The sequence below is a fragment of the Bacillus sp. HU-1818 genome, assembly GCF_022695965.1.
GTDB classification, from domain to species: Bacteria; Bacillota; Bacilli; order Bacillales; family Bacillaceae; genus Bacillus; species Bacillus atrophaeus.
The window spans coordinates 300,927-318,149 of the sequence record NZ_JAAPBE010000004.1 but is presented as its reverse complement, the minus strand read 5'-3'; the positions used below and the strand labels follow the sequence as shown (position 1 = coordinate 318,149).

At 45.9% G+C, this 17,223-nt stretch carries 15 protein-coding genes; 14 read left to right on the top strand and 1 reads right to left on the bottom strand.

Annotation, left to right across the window (positions count from 1 at the left end; translation table 11 throughout):
* Positions 1-23 precede the first annotated feature (23 nt).
* The 13 genes from GXP75_RS16555 (at position 24) to GXP75_RS16495 (ending at position 14,341) form a co-directional block, all read left to right on the top strand.
* Entirely contained in the window at positions 24-605 is a 582-nt protein-coding gene (locus GXP75_RS16555; RefSeq protein WP_003328006.1) for a TerD family protein, read from the top strand.
* Between the two features lie 40 nt (positions 606-645).
* Positions 646-1,224: a TerD family protein gene (locus GXP75_RS16550; protein ID WP_003328007.1), complete on the top strand. Its 579-nt coding sequence runs from the start codon at positions 646-648 to the stop codon at positions 1,222-1,224.
* Between the two features lie 54 nt (positions 1,225-1,278).
* Positions 1,279-2,052, top strand: coding sequence for a TerC family protein (locus GXP75_RS16545; RefSeq protein WP_003328008.1), 774 nt, complete (start codon positions 1,279-1,281; stop codon positions 2,050-2,052).
* A 59-nt stretch (positions 2,053-2,111) separates the two neighbouring features.
* Entirely contained in the window at positions 2,112-3,272 is a 1,161-nt protein-coding gene (locus GXP75_RS16540) for an HpcH/HpaI aldolase/citrate lyase family protein (protein WP_242557315.1), read from the top strand.
* On the top strand, positions 3,262-4,581 hold the full coding sequence (locus tag GXP75_RS16535; protein WP_242557382.1) for a phosphoribosyltransferase family protein: 1,320 nt from the start codon (positions 3,262-3,264) through the stop codon (positions 4,579-4,581). The genes GXP75_RS16540 and GXP75_RS16535 overlap by 11 nt, the downstream gene beginning before the upstream one ends.
* 6 nt (positions 4,582-4,587) lie before the next feature.
* Positions 4,588-5,697 (top strand): cysteine protease StiP family protein, encoded by a 1,110-nt coding sequence (locus GXP75_RS16530; protein ID WP_061571050.1) that lies wholly within the window; start codon positions 4,588-4,590, stop codon positions 5,695-5,697.
* Entirely contained in the window at positions 5,694-6,494 is an 801-nt protein-coding gene (locus GXP75_RS16525) for an HAD family hydrolase (protein WP_150224351.1), read from the top strand. The genes GXP75_RS16530 and GXP75_RS16525 overlap by 4 nt, the downstream gene beginning before the upstream one ends.
* A 33-nt stretch (positions 6,495-6,527) precedes the next feature.
* Positions 6,528-8,141, top strand: coding sequence for a YceG family protein (locus GXP75_RS16520; RefSeq protein WP_242557314.1), 1,614 nt, complete (start codon positions 6,528-6,530; stop codon positions 8,139-8,141).
* Positions 8,142-8,156: 15 nt separating this feature from the next.
* Positions 8,157-9,248, top strand: a complete 1,092-nt coding sequence (locus GXP75_RS16515) for a toxic anion resistance protein (RefSeq protein ID WP_010787563.1) — start codon at positions 8,157-8,159, stop codon at positions 9,246-9,248.
* Between the two features lie 132 nt (positions 9,249-9,380).
* Positions 9,381-10,586 (top strand): MFS transporter, encoded by a 1,206-nt coding sequence (locus GXP75_RS16510; RefSeq protein ID WP_061669464.1) that lies wholly within the window; start codon positions 9,381-9,383, stop codon positions 10,584-10,586.
* 768 nt (positions 10,587-11,354) lie between these two features.
* Positions 11,355-12,611 (top strand): glycine/proline betaine ABC transporter ATP-binding protein OpuAA, encoded by a 1,257-nt coding sequence (gene opuAA, locus GXP75_RS16505; RefSeq protein ID WP_214917440.1) that lies wholly within the window; start codon positions 11,355-11,357, stop codon positions 12,609-12,611.
* On the top strand, positions 12,612-13,460 hold the full coding sequence (gene opuAB / locus GXP75_RS16500) for a glycine/proline betaine ABC transporter permease subunit OpuAB (protein ID WP_106045955.1): 849 nt from the start codon (positions 12,612-12,614) through the stop codon (positions 13,458-13,460).
* On the top strand, positions 13,460-14,341 hold the full coding sequence (locus GXP75_RS16495; protein WP_242557313.1) for a glycine betaine ABC transporter substrate-binding protein: 882 nt from the start codon (positions 13,460-13,462) through the stop codon (positions 14,339-14,341). The genes opuAB and GXP75_RS16495 overlap by 1 nt, the downstream gene beginning before the upstream one ends.
* Positions 14,342-14,378: 37 nt before the next feature.
* Here GXP75_RS16495 and GXP75_RS16490 read toward each other — a convergent pair whose 3' ends face one another.
* A complete protein-coding gene (locus tag GXP75_RS16490; protein WP_242557312.1) occupies positions 14,379-15,533 on the bottom strand; it encodes a M20 peptidase aminoacylase family protein in 1,155 nt (384 codons plus the stop codon).
* A 145-nt stretch (positions 15,534-15,678) separates the two neighbouring features.
* On the opposite strand from GXP75_RS16490, the gene GXP75_RS16485 reads away from it, so the two are divergent.
* On the top strand, positions 15,679-17,121 hold the full coding sequence (locus tag GXP75_RS16485) for a YfcC family protein (RefSeq protein WP_242557311.1): 1,443 nt from the start codon (positions 15,679-15,681) through the stop codon (positions 17,119-17,121).
* Positions 17,122-17,223 lie beyond the last annotated feature (102 nt).

The window sequence follows — 17,223 nt, the reverse complement described above, 5'->3', positions numbered from 1 at the left end:
TTTAAAAGGAGAGTGAAAGAATCATGGCAATTTCACTGGCAAAAGGACAAAAAGTAGATTTAACAAAAACAAATCCGGGCCTTTCAAAAGTCGTTGTCGGCTTAGGCTGGGATACCAATAAATATGACGGCGGGCATGACTTCGATTTGGATTCAAGCGTCTTTCTTTTAGATGCGGCGGGTAAATGCGCGTCTCAAAGCGATTTTATTTTCTATAACCAGCTTGAAGGCGGAGCGGGTTCTGTCGTTCATTCAGGAGATAACCTGACAGGACAGGGCGAAGGCGATGATGAGAGCGTGAAGGTGAACCTTAACGCCGTTCCTGCCAATGTTGAGAAAATTTCATTTGTCATCACCATTCATGAAGCAGAAGCGCGCAGCCAAAACTTCGGACAAGTTTCTAACGCCTTTGTCCGTATCGTAAATGAAGAGACAAATGAAGAGCTGATCCGCTACGATCTTGCGGAGGACTTCTCGATTGAAACGGCGATTATCGCAGGAGAGCTATACAGACATAACGGCGAGTGGAAATTCTCGGCTATCGGTTCAGGCTATCAAGGCGGCCTTGCCCGCATCGCAACGGATTACGGTCTGCAAATCGGATAACTGATACTAAAATTACAGAAGCAGAAAGGAGACATGCAACATGGCCATTCAATTATCAAAAGGACAGCGTGTTGATTTAACAAAGACAAATCCGGGGCTTACAAAAGCAGTGGTCGGTTTAGGCTGGGATACGAACAAGTATTCAGGCGGAGAAGACTTTGATTTGGACGCTTCAGCCTTCCTGGTTGATGCCAATGATAACTGTGTGAATGATCTTGATTTTGTCTTCTACAACAATCTTGAGCATCCGAGCGGGGGCGTCATCCATACGGGTGACAACCGCACAGGCGAGGGGGACGGAGATGATGAGCAGCTGATCGTTGATTTCTCTAAAATCCCTGCCAATATTGAGAAAATCGGTATTACAGTAACTATTCATGATGCGGATGCACGCAGCCAAAACTTTGGACAAGTTTCCAACGCGTTTGTCCGTGTGGTGGATGAGAATACACAAAATGAGCTGCTTCGTTTTGATTTAGGAGAAGATTTCTCCATTGAAACAGCTGTCGTTGTTTGCGAGCTTTACAGACACGGAAGCGAGTGGAAATTTAACGCGATCGGCAGCGGCTTTTCCGGCGGCTTGGCTTCTCTTTGCCGGAACTACGGTTTACAGGTTTAAGCGAGCGGCCTATAGAAACAGCCGCCGTTTTTTAAATAATTAGGAGGAAAAAACTTGGAATTTTTACATCATATAATGTCAACTTACGCTTCATTTTTCGATTGGGAAATGTGGGGGGAAGTTCTGACTGACCCTGTTTCATGGGGGCTGATCGGCTCCTTGGTTCTTTTGGAAGGTCTTCTGTCTGCGGATAACGCGTTAGTGCTTGCTGTCATGGTTAAACATCTTCCGGAAAAACAGCGCAAGAAAGCATTAACGTACGGCCTGTTCGGGGCTTATATTTTCCGTTTTATTTTCATCGGTCTCGGTATGCTTCTCATCAAATTCTGGTGGATTAAATTACTTGGCGCGCTTTACCTGGCTTGGCTCGTCATTCAGCATTTCGTAATCGGGGAAAAAGAAGACGAAACAGACGGTATGAAGAAAAATACTTGGATGGTCCGTACATTCGGAATCTTCTGGGCTACCGTTCTTTCTGTAGAACTCATGGATTTGGCGTTTTCAGTTGACAGTATTTTGGCCGCGTTTGCGGTGTCAGAAAAAGTTTGGGTGCTGCTGATCGGCGGTATGCTCGGAATTTTAATGATGCGTACAGTCGCAAAATTGTTCCTTGTGTTAATTGATAAGATACCTGAGCTTGAAAATACAGCTTTCGTTTTAATCGGTATCATCGCGTTGAAAATGGGTGCAAGTGCGTTCCATTATGAAATGCCGCACGTTTATTTCTTCGGTATCATTATTGCCGCATTTGTGGTGACGTTTATTATTCACTTTATGAACAAGCAGAAACAGGTGCGTGAACAAACGGCTGCATCAAAAGAAGAATAAAACAAAACAGGGGGGAGATTGACTCCTTCCTTTTTTGTTACAGAAAAGAGGCGGCAGGTTTGCGGTATTTCCATTATTTATCAGGATTGCAGCAAGAAAATGTATTTTATCAAAAACCGAAACCGGTCACAAAAGAAGCTCCGAAGAAGCTGCTTGAGCAAGCGCTGGGGGCCGTATTGTATATGCCCGCCACACGCCATGACATTGCAGCTGTTATAACGAATCAAAAATATGAAGATTTATCCTCGGTTGTTTTCTGTTTGGAGGATGCGATTGGCGATGATGAAGTCAAACAGGCTGAACACAATCTCAAGCATCAATTAGAGCGTATTGATCAGGCGGTTCAGCAGCGAAAACAATTGGCGGAGCATTTCCCTTTTATGTTCGTGCGTGTACGTTCTCCGCAGCAGCTAAAAACGCTGGCTGATATGCTGCCACACTCTCTCCATTTGTTAACCGGCTTTGTTTTTCCTAAATGTTCAATAGAAAATGCGAATCTTTATTTTGAAGCTCTTCAGGAGGTTTCTCAACAATATGGGACCGTACTCTACGGAATGCCGATTTTAGAAACGCCTGATGTGCTGTCTAAAAAGATAAGAATGGATGTTTTGTCTGAATTACATATGATCTTTCAGCAAAACAAAGACGTGATTTTAAACGTAAGAATCGGCGCTACCGATCTTTGCGGACTATACGGCATCAGGAGAAAGCCTGACCAATCCATTTACGATATCCGCCTAATTTCAGACTTTATGGCGGACATCATCAATTATTTCGGTGCGGATTTTACGATTTCAGGCCCTGTGTGGGAGTATTTCGATCCTTCCCTGAAAGCTGCACCTCATCCTTTTCACCAAGCTGCCGATTTCAGTGAATATATGGAAGGGCTTGTGAAGGAAACAACGCTTGATATCGCAAACGGCATTCACGGAAAAACGGTGATCCATCCGACGCAACTGAAAGTCGTGAACAGCCTATATGTTGTTTCCAAAGAAGATTACATGGATGCTTTACACATTGCTCATCATGCGAAAGGCACACTCGGTGTGTTGAAAAGCAATTTTTCAAATAAAATGAATGAAATGAAGCCGCATATGAAATGGGCTGAAACCATTCTATTAAAATCAGATATATACGGGGTGTTTCATGAAAACCGACATTTCACCGACTTGCTCACAGAACAGCCAAACACTGCACATTATGGACAATATGGCGGTTGACCTTTCCGTAATAGACAACCCGCTGTCCATACCGGAACATCATTTGTTTGAGATGGCGGCTCGGGTGAACAAAAAAAGGGGTTTCTTATTTGTCAGCAAAGTGCTCGGCAAACATATTCCCGTGCACCCGCTGAAACCGCTTTTGGCCTCGGGTCTCTTGGCTTTTGAATATGCAGAGCAAAAAACAGGACGGCCTTTGAAGGATAAAAAAGACATTTTAAAGGGGTTCCTTTCAGAAAACCATAGCGACATTCAAGCGGCATATCAAACCTTACAAGCACAGCGATTTACGCTTCCGGAAGCGCCGCTGGTGATTGGATTCGCGGAAACAGCCACAGCCCTCGGCCACGGTGTCTATGATTGCATAGAGAACGCATCATATGTTCATACCACACGCGAGCAGATCAGAGATACAGAGCCTGCGATCACATTTGTGGAGGAACATTCCCATGCGACCGATCAGGTTTGTTATGCGGAACATCATGTCTTGGACAGTCAATGTCCGATCATTCTTGTAGATGATGAATTAACAACGGGCAACACTGCATTAAACATCATTCGAGATATTCAGTCGAAATATCCCCGTAAGGAATACGCCGTTTTGTCATTATTGGATTGGCGTACAGAGGAGCATCAGCAGGCTTTTTCAGCAGCAGAACGGGAATTGGGCATTACGATTTCAACTGCCGCTTTATTATCAGGCCGGATTTCCTTCCGGGGCGAGCCGTTATCCGATTCAATCCACAATTACCGGCCGAAGCTGCAAGGTTCCCATGTATGCAGAACGGACATTGATTTGTCTGGATTTTTCACATCCGTTGCTTATCAGCCCGAAACAGCGCCTAAAGAAGCCGGTCCGTTTCCTTATGTAAAAGAAACGGGAAGATTCGGTTTGACGCCTGCTGACCGAGTGTCCGTACACGAAGCCTGCCAAAAAGCCGCTCATCATATCGAGGGTTTTCGCAGGGGGAATAGGACGCTTGTGCTCGGAACGGGAGAACTGATGTATGTCCCGATGAAAATCGCAGCAGAGCTGAGCGGCGCTGTGTTTTATCAATCAACAACCCGCAGTCCGATTCATCCTGCTGCAAGAGAGGGGTACGCGGTGCAAAACGGGTATTCCTTTATGAACCCTGAAGATGAGTCGATTCGCCATTTTGTCTATAACCTACCGGATGAAGGCTATGATGAAGTCTTTTTGTGTTTTGAAAAGGCGGTTTCAGACGAGTCGTTACAGCCGATTTTCGATATTTTTAAAGAAAAGGGAATGTCACATATTCATATCGTGACCATTTCGGGAAGGGCGTGAGCTGCATTGGCAGACGTTGTAGACCAGCTTGGGAGCTATGCGAAAGAGGATGTTACGTTTCTTTTAAAAGATCTATCCCATATTTCAATAGAAAAAAGCACAGAAGAGCGGGAACGATCGATTCAAAGCGGGACTCATTATTCTGAAATGCTGCCGATTGAATACAAGCCGACAGATGAATATATGAAGCTGTTTTATGCATCGCTTGAAGAAAGCAAACAAAAGGTTGCGCTGGCGGCGGGCATTGTCGCGGAGCAAATTTTCGCCAGGAGCGGGAAGAATACCGTGCTGTGCAGTCTGGCAAGAGCGGGCACGCCTATCGGTGTTTTAATCAAACGATATATTGAGAGAAAGTATCGCACCTCTGTTCCTCATTACAGCATATCTATTATACGCGATAGAGGAATTGATGAGAATGCATTGCATTATATATTGAATCATCACCCGAACGGGGCAGTCGCCTTTATTGACGGGTGGACGGGGAAAGGCGCTATCACAAAAGAGCTGACCCGTTCAGTGGAGCGGTTTAATCAACAGTATGGCACAGAGCTTTCCTCAGAACTGGCGGTGCTTGCGGACCCCGGACATTGCGCTGATATTTACGGAACGAAGGAGGATTTCCTGATTCCGAGTGCGTGCTTAAACTCTACTGTATCCGGTCTTGTGAGCCGCACTGTTTTGAATGAAAAATGGATCAGCCCGTCCGATTTCCACGGGGCGAAGTATTATCGTGAGCTACTCGCAGAAGACGTTTCAAATCTTTATATTGAAACGATAACGGGCCAATTTCCGTCTATTGAGAAAGAAGCCGAACACAGAGCCGCTCTGCTTCAGCAAAAGCGGGAAGCGCCTGATTGGAGCGGACTGGCCTCCATTCAGTCGATCCAGAAAGATTTTGGAATCAGCAACACAAATCTGATTAAGCCTGGAGTGGGCGAAACAACCCGTGTGCTTTTACGGCGGGTGCCTTGGAAGATCCTTATTCAACCGGGCTCCGAGGAAGCGCTTCAGCACATTTTGCTGCTTGCGGAAGATCGGGGAGTTCCGGTGATAGAATACGAAAATATGTCTTATAGCTGCTGCGGGCTGATCCGTCCGGCGGAGAAAAGCCTATGAACGCATTTGCCAGTGATTTAGACAGAACATTAATTTATTCCAGACGCATGGTTGGAGCAGCCGAAATGGAAGCGGGCATTGAACTGACGGAAACGCTGCACGGCAGGGAAATCTCCTATATTAGCGGTATCACAAAAGAAAACTTGAAACGGATTCAGAAAGAGAACTATTTTATCCCAGTCACGACACGCACTAACGAACAGTATAAGAGGCTTCAATTTTTACAGCATGATATTGTGCCGGAATACGCGGTGACTACAAACGGCGGCTGCATATTAAAGAATGGGGAACCTCTGGCAGAATGGGCTGAGATCATAGAAGAACAGCTGGCAGCCTGTCTCCCGATTGAGCAAATGCTGAGAGAAATCGCAAGCCTGCCTCTATCGGCCGCAGTTGAACGAACCCGCACGGCGCATCACTATTTTGTCTATTTGATACTGAATGAAGAAAAAATAGCGCACATTGACAGTGCCGCTGTGAAGGAATGGGGCGCGAGTAAAGGCTGGCAGGTGTCCTTACAGGGCCGGAAGCTTTACTTTATTCCAAATCCGCTCAATAAATGGAAGGCTGTCGCTTATTTGAAATCAAAGCTGTCACTTGAAGAGGTCTGTACGGCTGGAGATTCGCTGCTGGACCTTGAGCTGATTCAAGAAGCTGATTTTGGCATAGCGCCAGCCCACGGCGAAGTGCTTCGGCATTACCCGAATTTACGCAAAACAGAAAGCAGCGGTATCCTGGCGGGAGAAGAAATGACAGCGGCCGTTTTGTCCCGCCTGTCCCGTTTAAAACAAGTGTAATGAAAAAAATGACGCATGAGAAAGGAGGATATGATGAGACAAGAAGAATTGACCATTCATAAGGCCGAGCCGGTGAATGATGATTGGAAGAGCATTCTGCTTCAGCCATTGCCGGAGCGGGCTGTTTATGAGAAAGAGCCGGGACCAGCCTTCACGCGGCTGGCGGGGCAAATTCTGGGTACGCCCTTTGATGAGACCGACTACTATATTGAATTGTACGAGCTGTCAGCCAATGAGAATATCCATGTATTAAGCGAAACGCTGGATAAAACAATCGCGCCGGGAACCTTTCAGGCGCTTCAGCACATTCATACCATCAATCAAAAAGAAAAAGGGCTGTCTGTCGGCCGCTTTGTCGCCTTTCTTGACGGGGAGCAGCTGATTGCGAAGCATTCTGATCCACTCATGCACCGGCATTTGCGAAAATGCCTGATGACGGTTTTACATACGTTTGCGGCGAACCATGAGCAGGGGCTGAATCATCCCGATTTTAGAAGAGTGCTGCTGGATGTTTCAAAGTTTTCGTTAAATCATCTGAATCCGTGGCTTGAAAAAGCCGATATAGAGCGAGAGATGCCGAAGGTGGTTTGGTACGGGGACGCATCGAAAAGCCAGTTGTATTTTTTATATTATCTGATGCTGATTGGCTGTGATGTCCTCCTTTTTCATCCGGAGGGAACAGACCAGCTCATACAGATTGATCCGCAACGGCAGCTGACATTTACGCTCAAACTTCCGGATGTATCAGAGCTTCAGCCTTTTCCGAAAGAGAAGCCCGACCGGAAATCTACGGTTGCCTATCGGTCAACAAAGGAAATCGAGCATGTCCTGAACCATGAGGAATCCATGCTGTACAAGCCGTGGCAATTCAGAGACCATACGCCGGTATCCGTCACGCTGAAAACCACTTATGATGAACTGTTTTTAATCGCGAAGGAGCGCGCGTTTATCAGGCCTAATTTTAAAGCGGATAAGCAATCGGTCGACATTCCGAACGTATTTGCCAAAATCATGGGTGTGTCAAAGGACAATAAAGAATATTGGAACAGGCTGCACACGATGGCGGAATACCAAGAAACTGAAATGGTCAGAAGCTTCCCGTTTACAGAGGAAATCAAATCGAACTATCAATTTCATTACAGCCACGCGCTTAATCATGAAGGCATCCTTGACCCGGATAAACTGATGGAAAGCAATGTATGGCAATACAAGCAATTGCCGTCAGGGATTCAGTCCGCAATCGCCAAAACCATTTCCAGAATGTGCAGGAATCCGCGGCTGAAGGCTTTAAATAAGGAACAGGAAAAAGATGTGCAAATCTACTTATTTAAACAAACGACAAATCTTCCCGCCAAATTGCTGAAATTGATCCAAACATTTGATTATGCGCAAACCGTGCCGAAGCTTCTCCTGTATCACACGGAATTCAACGGGGAATTGACACGCTCAGATGCGGCGGCGCTTCTGTTTTTGAATGAGATCGGAATTGATATCGCCATTTACAATCCTCCCGGGCATCAAGACATCGAACATTATATAGAAGAGGATCAGTACGATATTCACTGGCTGGAGGATATGGTGTTTCAACAGGACTATAAAGAGCCTTCAATCGTGAGAAGATTATTCAGAACCATTACCCAAAAGTAAGGAGAGAAGAAAAGCATGACAACAGATAACAATAACTTGCTTGTTCTTGATAAAAATGAAGAAATTTCTGAGCAAAAAGCGGATGACATCCGCCTGCAGCTGCGCCAGGAACCTGAGGTGCAGCGCATTGCCCAGCAAATTGACGTGAAAAACCAATTGGAGCTGTTAGAGTACGGAAAGGAGCCTGCCGTTGAGATCTCCAAGTTCTCTGACCGTATCTTAGGAATGATGAAAACAACAAGCGTCACAGATTCCGGTACGATGCTTACGCAGCTTGGGAAAATTATGGACCGCTTTGACAAAAATGATTTTGACGAGCCCAAAGGCCTGATGGCCAAGATTTTCAAGCGCGGTGGCAGTATGGTTGAAAAAATCTTTAAAAAGTACCAGACACTCGGCGGAGAGATTGAGAAAATTCATGTCGAGATTTCAAAATATAAAGATGAAATGACGAAAACAACTCATACTCTTGACGAGATGTACGAAAACAACATCAATTACTACATGGAGCTTGAAAAGTATGTGGTTGCCGGTCAAATGAAGCTTGAGGAAATGCAGTCTATCATACCTTCTTACGAAGAAAAAGCAGCTGGCGGCAATCAGCTGGCGCAAATGCAGCTTGATACGCTCCGTAACGGTATTCAGGCTTTGGAGGAACGGGTATACGACCTTGATATGGCGCGGATGGTCGCACTTCAAACCGCACCGCAAATCCGCCTGCTGCAGCGCGGTAATACAAAGCTGATCGGAAAAATCAACTCTGCCTTTATCATCACGATTCCGATTTTTAAAAACGGAATTATTCAGGCTGTAACAGTAAAACGGCAAAAACTTGTGGCTGATTCCATGAGTGAACTGGATCGCCGAACAAATGAAATGCTGAAGAGAAACGCCGAAAACATTTCAAGCCAAAGTGTTGAAATTGCGAGAATGGCGGGAAGACCAAGTATTGATATTGAAACAATTGAATCGTCTTGGAATACAATCGTCAGCGGGATGCAGGAAACAAAACAAATCGAAGAAGAAAACAAACGCTTGCGTGAAGACGGAGCGAAACGCATTCAGCAGCTTCAAGACAATATTAAAAAAGCGGCATTGCAGCAATAAAGGGAACCCCACTTGTTTACGGACAAGCGGGGTTTTTTTGTTCGGACAGGCGCCCATAAAATTTTTAATGACAAGGTGTAAAGACATGTGTAAACTGAAACGGTAATTACTTTTCGATCAGGGGTGCTGTCAATGAAGAAACAACAGCCTATTTCTCAGCGAAAATTGCTGGGGGTCGCCGGACTTGGGTGGCTGTTTGATGCAATGGACGTCGGAATATTATCGTTTATTATCGCCGCACTGCATGTGGAATGGAATTTATCTCCCGGTGAAATGAAGTGGATCGGCAGTGTGAATTCCATCGGCATGGCAGCGGGCGCGTTTATGTTCGGATTGCTGGCTGATCGGATCGGCCGGAAAAAAGTATTTATTATCACGCTCTTATTTTTCTCAATCGGAAGCGGCATTTCAGCATTTGCGACAAGCTTGTCCGCTTTTCTTATATTACGCTTCTTTATCGGCATGGGGCTTGGCGGTGAACTTCCCGTTGCTTCAACCCTGGTATCTGAAGCGGTTGCCCCTGAGAAACGGGGAAGGGTGATTGTGCTGCTTGAAAGCTTTTGGGCGGTAGGATGGCTCGCCGCCGCTGTCATTTCTTACTTTGTCATCCCGAGTTATGGGTGGCAAACGGCATTGCTTTTAACCGCGCTATCGGCTTTTTATGCGCTGTATTTGCGGACGGGCCTGCCTGATTCGCCTAAATATGAATCGCTTCAGCCTCAGAAGAAATCGGTATGGGATAATGTGAAAAGCGTTTGGTCGGGACAGTATTTGCGTCCTACGGTCATGCTGTCGGTTGTGTGGTTTTGTGTGGTGTTTTCTTATTACGGGATGTTTCTGTGGCTTCCAAGCGTGATGCTGATGAAAGGATTCAGCATGATCGAAAGCTTTGAATATGTGCTGCTGATGACTCTTGCACAGCTGCCGGGTTATTTTTCCGCCGCTTGGCTGATTGAAAAAGCTGGCCGTAAAAGCATTTTGGTCATTTATTTACTGGGTACGGCAGGAAGCGCGTTCTTCTTCGGCACCGCGGATTCACTGGCATTGCTGCTGACTGCCGGCATGCTGCTGTCCTTCTTTAACCTTGGAGCATGGGGCGTGCTGTACGCGTATACGCCGGAGCAATATCCGACATCCATCCGTGCAACGGGCTCGGGAACAACGGCAGCGTGCGGCAGAATCGGCGGCATTTTCGGCCCGCTTCTAGTCGGTACGCTAGCAGCACAGCATGTATCGTTTTCAGTTATTTTTACGGTCTTTTGCATAGCGATTCTGATCGCGGTCGCAAGTATTCTGATCATGGGGAAAGAAACGAAACAAACAGAGCTTGCGGAATGAGCATCAATTTATGAATGCTTTTCGCTCCGTTTTCGAGACTCCGGACTGCAGGGAAAGGTCTGGCTCTTTTCGTTATGATTCATACGCCGCAGCACAACCTTCATAACAAACTTACTGCAATAATCAAATCGATAATCTCCTGCAGGGAAGCCATTTGACTTTCGGTGTCCAAGCAAAGGTTCGGGGATAACATGGCGTTTTCCTATGAAAGATCAAGTGAGAGAGCTGCAGTTCACCCGGCAAGGGAAGAAGGTTCTAGAGAAAGTAAATTCCATATATTTGAAATATTATCTCAGATACCAGTGTATGAGGTTTATTATGAAATTTATTCCATTAACTGTTTGGCAGGTTATTTGTGAGGGCGCCGCATTATGGGTGCCTTTTTCTAGTTCCCAGCGTTATTTGTCAGAAAATCAGCCAGTTTCACACTGCGTGCATAGACTAGTGTGTAGTCATAAAATATTTGTGTTCGGGATTGAACTTATGATTGTTTCATAACTCCAATTTCCATGATAAGGAATAAAAACCGATGATATTACCTGGAAAGCACATTTGTAGTAATCGCTTTCAACTGTTAAAAAGACTGAATTTTACCTATAAAATATATTAATTAAGGAGGATTAGAGAGCATTTAGAAGCATTCTCGAGGATATTAAGACACATGGATGTTTTTCGAGTTATGGTACAGAATAAAAGGGATTATGATGTTTGGTGGTCTTGTTACAAACATGTTACGGTATAAAAGATTGCTTAATATGGAGGGAAAATATGAGTATAGATGAGAAGCCAATTAAGATAAAAGTCGAAAAAGTATCTAAAGTTTTTGGCAAACAGACAAAGAAAGCCATTCAAATGCTTGACAGCGGTAAAAGTAAAAAAGAGATCTTAAAAGCAACTGGATCAACCGTTGGTGTCAATCAAGCAGACTTTGACGTATACGATGGAGAGATATTTGTCATCATGGGTCTATCGGGGAGCGGAAAATCAACTCTAGTGCGGCTGTTAAACCGGCTGATTGAACCGACTGCCGGAAAAATTTATATTGATGGTGACATGATAACAAATATGTCAAAAGACCAGCTCCGGGAAGTCCGCCGGAAAAAGATCAGCATGGTCTTCCAAAAGTTCGCTCTGTTTCCTCACAGAACCATCCTTGAAAATACTGAATACGGTTTGGAACTGCAAGGTATCGAAAAGGGAGAGCGGCAGCAAAAAGCGATTGAATCACTTAAGCTTGTCGGACTTGAAGGATATGAAGAACAGTATCCTGACCAGCTGAGCGGCGGAATGCAGCAGCGTGTCGGGCTTGCGCGGGCGTTGACTAATGATCCGGATATATTGCTGATGGATGAAGCATTCAGTGCGCTTGATCCGCTGATCCGCAAAGATATGCAGGATGAATTGCTTGATCTGCATGATACGGTCGGAAAAACGATTATTTTCATTACCCATGATCTTGATGAAGCACTTCGGATCGGTGACAGAATCGCGCTGATGAAGGATGGAAACATCGTTCAAATCGGCACGCCAGAAGAGATTCTCATGAGCCCGTCCAATGAATATGTAGAAAAATTCGTTGAAGACGTTGATTTATCAAAAGTACTGACTGCGGGCCATATCATGAAACGTGCTGAGACAGTACGGATTGACAAAGGGCCTCGTGTTGCTTTGACGTTGATGAAAAACCTCGGTATTTCTTCTATATACGCTGTTGATAAACAGAAGCAGCTATTGGGCGTCATTAATGCAGCAGATGCGAAAAAAGCAGCCGAGTCGGATTTACCTCTTCAAGATATTTTGAATACAGAATTTACGACTGTGCCTGAAAGCACGTATTTGACAGAAATTTTTGACGTCGTATCTGACGCCAATATCCCTATCGCGGTTGTAGACGAAAAGCAAAGAATGAAAGGGATTGTCGTCAGAGGCGCATTGATCGGCGCGCTTGCGGGCAACAACGATTACATCAATGTTGAAGGCACTGATGAACAAGCACAAAACCCTTCTGTTCAGGAGGTGAAATAGATGGACAGATTGCCTAGAATACCTTTAGCAGATATCATTGACCGGTTTGTCGACTGGCTTACTATAACATTCGGCGGCTTCTTTGACGGAATCGCTACCGGACTTGCCGTTTTCGTAAACGGAATTGTCACCGGACTGGGTTATATCCCGTCCATTCTGTTAACACTCATTTTTGCAGCTCTAGCATGGTGGATCAGTACGAGGGGAATTGCACTATTTACATTAATTGGTTTCCTTGTTATTGATTATTTAGGATATTGGGATCCAATGCTGCAAACATTGGCTCTTGTGTTAACATCAGTCATTATTTCAGTTGTAGTGGGAGTTCCGATTGGAATTTGGGCGTCTCAGAAAGAATCAGTCCGCAGAATCGTAACACCAATTTTAGACTTGATGCAGACAATGCCTGCTTTCGTTTATTTATTGCCTGCGATCTTCTTTTTCAACATCGGTGTCGTACCGGGGGTTGTGGCGTCAGTTATTTTCGCAATGCCTCCAACGATCCGCATGACGGTTCTTGGCATCAAGCAAGTGCCTGCTGACCTGATTGAAGCGACTGAAGCGTTCGGTTCTACAACGTCACAGCGTTTGTTCAAAGTGCAGCTGCCGCTTGCGACGAAAACCATTCTTGCCGGTATTAACCAAAGTATCATGCTTGCGCTTTCCATGGTTGTTATCGCGGCTATGGTCGGAGCACCGGGACTTGGTTCTGAAGTATACAGCGCAGTTACACAATTGAAAACGGGTATTGGCGTAGAAGCCGGTATCGCAATCGTTATCGTAGCTATCACACTTGACCGGATTACTCAAAATATTAAAGTGAAGAAGAAGAGCAGGGGGAATGCCTGATGTTTAAAAAAATCATCGGGATCGGCGTTTCCGCTATGCTGGCTCTATCTTTAGCCGCTTGCGGTTCGGAGGCGGATGAAAATTCATCAGCAGCTGACCAGGTCAACAAGACCATCATCGGGATCGATCCGGGCTCAGGTATTATGGGACTGACGGATCAAGCGATGAAAGATTATGATTTGAATGACTGGACGCTGGTTTCCGCTTCCAGTGCCGCGATGACGGCTACGCTCAAGAAGTCATATGATCGTAAGAAACCGATTATCGTCACTGGATGGACACCGCACTGGATGTTCTCAAGATATAAATTAAAATATCTCGATGATCCGAAAAAATCTTACGGTGAAGCAGAGCAGATTCATACGATCACCCGTACAGGCTTCAGCAAAGAACAGCCGAATGCCGTCAAACTTCTGAGCCAGTTTAAATGGACGGAAGACGATATGGGAGAAGTCATGATCGCTGTGGAAGAGGGCACAAAGCCCGCAAAAGCGGCTGAAGACTATGTGAAGAAACATAAAGACCAGATCGCTAAATGGACAAAAGGCGTCGATAAGGTCAAGGGAGATAAAATCAACCTTGCCTATGTTGCATGGGACAGTGAAATTGCAAGTACAAATGTCGTCGGTAAAGTCCTTAAAGATCTCGGTTATGATGTAGAGCTGACACAGGTTGAGGCGGGCCCAATGTGGACTGCCATCGCAACCGGCAGTGCAGATGCTTCTTTATCTGCATGGCTGCCGAATACCCATAAAGCATATGCTGCCAAATACAAAGGAAAATATGATGATGTAGGCGTCAGCATGACAGGTGTGAAAATGGGACTTGTCGTTCCGCAATATATGAAAAACGTAAATTCGATAGAAGACTTGAAGAAGTAAGAGGAAAAAGCAGCCCCGTGCAGGGCTGCTTTTTTATTTATGAAGCCGCAGTATTGGCTGAGGCAAGCGTTTCCGCTTTGTGAAAGGTTTTTAAAACCGCTTTCGCTAAGATTTCAATCCCGGTATAGATGGCGTCCCGATCAAATGTCATGTGCGGATGGTGAAGCCCCGGCTGAAGTCCGCAGCCAAGCCCGAGCATGGTTGTCTTGATGTTCGGCACCCGTACGGCGTAAAAATGAAAATCCTCCCCGCCGGTGGTGACGAGCGGTTCGTCCAAATGTTCCTCTCCGATGATATCTGTGATCGCTTCAGCCATAATCGCTTCCGCTTCTTTATTTTGCGTGGCTGCCGGCAGGCTGTGTTCCTTTTGCAATTCGATTTTGGCGCCGAATGCGGCAGCGGCGGCTTCACAGGCTCTTTCCGTTTCCTGTATCAACGCTTCCATCGCTTCGTTGGTCTGGGCCCGTAAATCAAGGCTGAAGGATGCTTTTCCCGGTATGATGTTTGAACTTTCTCCGCCGGCTTGAAGCTTCGTCATTTTCACCGTGTGGGGAACCATCGGGTCAATGTGGATCATCCCGAGTTTATGAACAAGAAAAGCGGCGATCTCTATGCTGTTTTTACCGAGATGAGGCCGGGCGCCGTGGGCTTCTTCACCGATAATGGTGCCTTCAATATGCTGGCTTGAGCCATGAAGGATGGACGGCGCACAATGGCCGTTTTGTGTTTCCTGAATCGGGCGGACGTGAACGCCGTACAAATAATCAACATCATCTAACACGCCTTTTTCAATCATTTTCAGCGCCCCGCCGCCTTTTTCTTCAGCAGGCTGAAAGATAAAACGGATGGTGCCTTTAGGAAGCTGCTGCTTTTGCAACAGCATTAATGTTCCAAGGGCCATTGTCATATGAGAATCGTGTCCGCAGGAGTGGTTTGCCCTGAATGTTCCGTCTACCTCTTGCCACAAAGCGTCGATATCCGCTCTGACAGCCACCACAGGCGAGCCTTCGCCCAGTTCGCCGACGACACCCGTACAATCAGAAAAAGTGCGCGTACGGCAGCCTGATGCCTCTAACTTTGCTGTGAGGTATTCAGTCGTTTTGTATTCCTTCCAGCTCACTTCAGGGTGGGTATGGAGGTGATCGAATATGTCCATGATTGTTTCTTTCATATTTCCTGAGAGCTTCTTCATGCCAAATTGACCTCCTTGATAGAAATAAGACTTTGATTTCTTTTCTTTTTTTTATATTGAAACAGGTAAATGGTCTGTATATAATATAGCACATATATTCATTTTTCTGAATAGTATATATATTCTAAAAAGGGGATGAACACTCATGAGCGCACCGACAGCCGAAACCGTAACAAAGAAGAAGCGCCCGACATTTAAAATGCCCGATGCCTACGTCCTTCTCTTTACCATTGCTTTCATTTGCGCCGTTGCTTCATACGTCGTACCGGCCGGAGAATTTGACCGGGTGACAAAGGGAGAAGTGACGACGGCGGTCCCCGGAAGCTACCATTCGATTGAACAAACTCCGGTCAGTCTTGTCAGTTTTTTCACATCCATTCAGGATGGAATGACATACTCTGCTTCCATCATCTTTCTGATTCTCTTTACTGGCGGAACGATTGCGATTTTAGAGAAAACCGGAGCGATTAATGGATTGATACATAACGTCATCAGCAAGTTTCGCACGAAGCAGCTATTATTTATCTGTATTGTCGGCGCGTTGTTTTCAGTTCTCGGAACAACGGGTATTGTGGTGAACTCAGTCATCGGGTTTATCCCAATCGGTCTGATTGTGGCCCGTTCGCTGAAATGGGATGCCGTCGCGGGAGCGGCCGTTATCTATATTGGCTGTTACGCCGGCTTTAATGCGACGATCTTATCGCCTTCACCGCTTGGCTTGTCGCAAAGCATCGCGGATCTGCCGCTTTTTTCAGGAATCGGTCTGCGGGTGATCATCTACATCTGCTTTTTGCTGTCCACTATTATTTACATCTATCTATATACGAAAAAACTAAAAAAATCTAAGGATGCGAGCATTTTAGGCCGTGATTGGTTTCCGGCAAGCGGGCTTGGAGGAGAAGCGGCTGATTCTGACGCTGAGGACAAGCCCGTTCCCTTTACACTTCGCCATAAACTGATTTTGGCTGTTGCGGCTTTATCACTGATCGGATTTTTGTATGGCGCGCTGAAGCTTGGCTGGTCTGATTCGCAAATGGCTGCTACTTTTATATTTATCTCAGTTCTCGCAGGCTTAATAGGCGGTCTGGCTGCGAATGATATAGCAAAAACCTTTATCACCGGTTGTCAGGGCCTTGTTTACGGAGCACTGATTGTCGGAATGGCACGGAGCATTTCCGTGATCCTTGAAAACGGCAAGCTGCTTGATACGGTTGTGAACAGTTTGGCATCCGTATTGGACGGGTACAGTCCGATGGCCGGCGCGATCGGCATGTATATCGCCAGCGCGCTGCTGCATTTTTTGATTTCCTCGGGATCTGGAGAAGCTGTCGTCTTCATTCCGATTCTTGCTCCGCTTGCTGATTTGATGGGAATCACAAGGCAGGTGGCTGTTGAAGCGGTTATGCTTGGAGAAGGAGTGGTCAACTGTGTGAATCCGACCTCCGGCGTACTTATGGCGGTGCTTGCGGCCAGCGGCATTCCGTATGTGAAATGGCTTCGGTTTATGCTGCCGCTTGCGCTGATTTGGTTTGTCATCGGGCTTGTGTTTATTTGTATCGGTGTGATGATCAATTGGGGTCCGTTTTAAAGAGAGCTCGCCGGCGCGGCCGGCAATTTTTTTCAAGGGTCCGTTATTGCAGGCGGGCGTTCAGCTGTTGTAAGATGTAAGTCATACTTAATAAGGAGTAAC